The organism is Vicinamibacteria bacterium, from assembly GCA_035620555.1.
Taxonomy (GTDB): Bacteria; Acidobacteriota; Vicinamibacteria; order Marinacidobacterales; family SMYC01; genus DASPGQ01.
Window position 1 is genome coordinate 1 of sequence record DASPGQ010000357.1, and the last position, 4,367, is coordinate 4,367.

The 4,367-nt window shown below is 61.0% G+C and carries 6 protein-coding genes; all 6 read left to right on the forward strand.

Annotated features, from left to right (window positions below; all coding sequences use genetic code 11):
- Positions 1-367 (forward strand): NADH:ubiquinone reductase (Na(+)-transporting) subunit A (locus tag VEK15_14535; protein ID HXV61911.1); only part of this gene is annotated, 367 nt, incomplete at its 5' end.
- Positions 368-1,612 (forward strand): NADH:ubiquinone reductase (Na(+)-transporting) subunit B, encoded by a 1,245-nt coding sequence (locus VEK15_14540; GenBank protein HXV61912.1) that lies wholly within the window; start codon positions 368-370, stop codon positions 1,610-1,612. It begins immediately after the preceding gene.
- 136 nt (positions 1,613-1,748) lie between these two features.
- A complete protein-coding gene (locus tag VEK15_14545) occupies positions 1,749-2,522 on the forward strand; it encodes a Na(+)-translocating NADH-quinone reductase subunit C (GenBank protein ID HXV61913.1) in 774 nt (257 codons plus the stop codon).
- Positions 2,522-3,145 (forward strand): NADH:ubiquinone reductase (Na(+)-transporting) subunit D, encoded by a 624-nt coding sequence (locus tag VEK15_14550; GenBank protein HXV61914.1) that lies wholly within the window; start codon positions 2,522-2,524, stop codon positions 3,143-3,145. The genes VEK15_14545 and VEK15_14550 overlap by 1 nt, the downstream gene beginning before the upstream one ends.
- Before the next feature lies 1 nt (position 3,146).
- The gene (gene nqrE, locus VEK15_14555) at positions 3,147-3,764 is read left to right on the forward strand and encodes an NADH:ubiquinone reductase (Na(+)-transporting) subunit E (protein HXV61915.1); all 618 of its coding nucleotides are present in this window, start codon (positions 3,147-3,149) and stop codon (positions 3,762-3,764) included.
- A 5-nt stretch (positions 3,765-3,769) separates the two neighbouring features.
- Positions 3,770-4,367, forward strand: a 598-nt coding sequence (locus VEK15_14560) for a 2Fe-2S iron-sulfur cluster-binding protein (protein HXV61916.1), incomplete at its 3' end; no start/stop codon positions are given.

Here is a 4,367-nt window from a genome sequence, read left to right on the forward strand (position 1 = left end):
AATCGCTGAAGATCGCGAGCGGGTGTTTCTCGGCTGGCTCACCCCGGGGCGAAACAAGTTCTCGGTCAAGCCCGTTTTTCTTTCCCGACTGTTTCCCCGCAGGAAGCTGGACTTGACGACTTCCACCCACGGCTCCCACCGCGCCATCGTTCCCATCGGCTCATATGAGCAGGTCATGCCCATGGATATACTTCCCACGTTCCTCTTGCGTGCGCTCGTCATGCAGGATGTCGAGCGCGCTCAGGAGCTCGGATGCCTCGAGCTCGAAGAAGAGGACCTCGCCCTCTGTACTTTCGCCGACGTGGGCAAGAACGATTTTGGAGCTCACTTGAGAAGAGTGCTGACGACGATCCAAAAAGAGGGGTAAATGCGGTTTCTGAGGACTCTCCTCGACAAACAGGAAAAGCTCTTCTCCAAAGGGGGGAGGCTCGAGCGTCTCCATCCCCTGCACGAAGCCGGCGACACATTCCTCTTCACTCCGGGGAAGACGACCGACGGGGCCTCTCATATCAGAGACGCGCTCGACCTGAAGCGAACCATGATGGTCGTGGTCGCTTCGCTCGCGGGCACGGTCTTCATGGCTTTTTACAACACGGGCTTCCAGGCGAACCTGGCGATCTCGAAAGGGGCTCTGCCTCTCGACAACTGGCAGACGGCGGCCATGGAGACCCTCGCCCTCGGCTTCGATCCCTCGAGTTTTCTGGCCTCGTTCGTCCACGGCGGGCTCTATTACGTTCCCGTGCTAGTCACTACTTTCGCCGTGGGGGGCGGGTGGGAGGTCGTGTTCGCCGCGGTACGCCGTCACGAGGTGAACGAGGGCTTTCTCGTGACTGGGATGCTCTTTCCCCTGATATTGCCTCCGACCATTCCGCTCTGGGAGGTCGCTCTGGGAATCAGTTTCGGCGTCGTGGTGGGGAAGGAGATTTTCGGAGGAACGGGATACAACATCCTCAATCCCGCACTCGTGGCCCGCGCATTCGTCTTCTTCGCCTATCCGGCGCAAATGTCGGGCGACGACGTCTGGATTGCCGCCCAGACCAGCACCGACGGCGTCAGTGGGGCGACCTGGCTCGCGGCGGCTGCGCTTCAGGGACAGTCCGCGCTGACCGCCGGGCTCGATTGGTGGGATGCCTTCTGGGGGTTGGTGCCGGGCTCGATGGGCGAGACGTCGTTCTTGGCGTGTCTTTTCGGCGCGCTGGTGCTGATCGTGACCGGCATCGGCTCGTGGCGCATCATCGTGAGCGTCACCGCAGGCACGGTGGCCGCTTCCCTGCTGCTGAATGTCATCGGCTCGGAAACGAACCCCTTTTTCGACGTCCCGTTCTGGTGGCATTTCGTGCTCGGAGGCTGGGCATTCGGCACGGTGTTCATGGCGACCGAGCCGGTGACCGCGCCGGGCACGGAAGGTGGTCGACTCGTCTACGGTTTCCTCATCGGCGTTCTCGTCGTGCTCATCCGTGTCGTCAACCCGGCCTATCCCGAAGGGATGATGCTCGCCATACTGTTCATGAACGTGTTTGCCCCCCTCATCGACCACTTCGCCATCCGGGCCAATGTGCGAAGACGTCGCTCACGCTATGCTGCGCGCGCCGCGGTGGAACGGGCAGGATAGAAGAGGATGGCGGTGAACCGCACGCGAAACAAGGAGTGCAGCAGGATAGCCCTCTCGACCCGAGGGTTTTGCCGCCCGCCGCAACTCTTTTGCGGCTTCCGGTTCTCGTCGCTAACATTGAGACAGACGGGGCCTCATGCAACGTAGCGCTGCCTACTCGATCGTTTTCGCGACCATCGTGTGTCTCGTTTGTGCCGTCGTCGTGTCGTCCTCCGCGGTGTCCCTCAAGGAAAAGCAGGAGACGAACGCCTACCTCGACAAACAACGAAACGTACTCGTTGCCGCCGGTCTGGCGGGCGACTCGGAGGAGCTGTCGTCCGAGGAAGTGGAGCGTCGCTTCGAGCCAATCGTCTCGACGGTGGTAAGCCTCGAGACCGGTGAGCCGCTGCCCGACGTGGACCCGGCGAGCTTCGATCAGAGGAAAGTCGCTTCGGATCCGGCCACCTCCTCGCCGGCGCCCAGAAACCCGGCGGGGGTGGAAAGGGTTCCCGAGCAGGCACTGGTCTACCGCCTCGAAGAAGGGGGTAAGCTGAAGCTCATCATCCTCCCCATCGAGGGCAAGGGTTTGTGGTCGACTCTCTATGGCTTCATCGCGCTCGACGCCGAGCTTCAACACGTCCGGGGGATCACGTTCTACGAGCACAAGGAGACCCCCGGGCTGGGAGGCGAGGTCGACAACCCAAAATGGAAAGCTCTGTGGAAAGGTCGAGAAGCATTCGATGAGAACTTCGAGCCGGCCATCGAGGTGATTCGCGGCAAGGCGGGTCCGCCCGAGGAGGACCCCAATCGCGTGGATGGACTCTCGGGAGCGACGATGACGAGCCGCGGGGTGACGAACCTGGTTCGGTTCTGGCTCGGCGAGCACGGCTTCGGCAAATACCTGGAGAGGTTGAGAGAGAACGTCAGCTGATGGCAAGACCGGCGAAAGAGGCCCTGTTCGACCCTCTGTTCAACAACAACCCCATTGCGCTCCAGGTGCTGGGAATCTGTTCGGCACTGGCGGTTACGACCAAGATGGATACTGCGGTGGTGATGAGCATCGCCGTCATCGCGGTGTTGACCGCCTCGAATTTCCTCGTCAGTGCGATCCGGAACCAGATTCCGACGAACATACGCATCATCGTACAGCTCACCATCATCGCTTCGCTGGTGATCGTCACCGATCAGGTGCTGAAGGCCTACGTTTTCGAGATATCGAAACAACTTTCGGTCTTCGTCGGTCTCATCATTACCAACTGCATCATCATGGGTCGGGCGGAAGCTTTCGCAATGCAAAATCCACCGGCCATGAGTCTCGTGGACGGCGTCGGCAACGGCCTGGGTTACTCACTCATCCTGATGATGACCGCCGCCATCCGGGAAATCTTTGGCTCGGGGACGTTTTTCGGTATACCGGTTCTCGCCAACGTGGCCGACGGCGGCTGGTACACTCCCAACGGGCTCCTGGTCATCTCTCCGGGAGCATTCTTCATCATTGGCTTCTTCATCTGGGCGCTCCGGACGTGGAAGCCGGAACAAGTCGAGGCGGATTGACATGCTGGAGAGCTACCTGAGCCTCGCGGTAAAAGCCATCTTCATCGAGAACATGGCTCTCGCTTTTTTTCTGGGGATGTGCTCGTTCGTCGCCGTCTCTCGCAGGGTCGACACCGCCATCGGCCTCGGAAGCGCGGTCGTATTCGTCCTGACGGTGACGGTTCCGGCCAACAATCTGGTTTACAACTTCCTGCTCAAGCCCGGGGCCCTGTCCTGGCTCGACCCGTCCCTCGCCGAGCAGGATCTGTCGTTTCTGGGTTTTCTCACCTACATCGGGACCATCGCGGCCATGGTGCAGATCGTGGAAATGGCCCTCGACCGTTTCTTCCCCGCGCTCTACAACGCGCTCGGGGTGTTCCTGCCTCTGATCGCCGTCAACTGTGCGATTCTCGGAGCGTCTCTGTTCATGGTGGAGCGGAGCTACGATCTCGCCGAGAGCCTCGTTTTCGGCTTCGGGTCGGGAACCGGCTGGGCCCTGGCAATCGTCGCCCTTGCCGGAATCCGCGAACGTCTTCGTTACAACCACATTCCCGAAGGCTTGCGCGGGCTCGGAATCACGTTCCTCCTCACGGGCCTGATGGCCATCGGGTTCATGGCCTTCGGGGGCATACAGCTCTAACGCTCATGGCGACCGTCGCTCTCGGCGTGCTCATGTTCACCCTCGTGATCGTGAGCCAGGTCGCGATGTTGATGTGGGCCCGACGACAGCTCGTGGCCACCGGAAACGTGAACATTCTCATCAACGACGACCCCGACAAGACGATCGCGACCGGGGCGGGTGGCACACTTCTCGGAACGCTGGCCGCCAACCGCATCTTCATTCCGTCGGCCTGCGGCGGCAAGGGAAGTTGCGGCGTTTGCACCGTCAAGGTCGTCGACGGCGGCGGCGCCATGTTGCCCACGGAGACGAGCCACATCAATCGCGGGGAAGCTCGTGAAGGGATTCGCCTGTCCTGCCAGGTCAAGGTCAAGCAAGACCTCAAGATCGAGCTTCCCGCCGAGATCTTCGAGATTCGGAAGTGGCAGTGCCAGGTGCGCTCCAATCACAACGTCGCGACGTTCATCAAGGAGCTGGTGCTCGAGCTTCCCCCGGGTGAGGAAGTGCCATTCCGTGCCGGCGGCTACATTCAGATCGAGCGTCCCCCGGGTACCGTGGCCTACAGGGACTTCGAAATCGAGGAGAGGTTCCGAAGCGATTGGGACAAGTTCGACATGTGGCGCT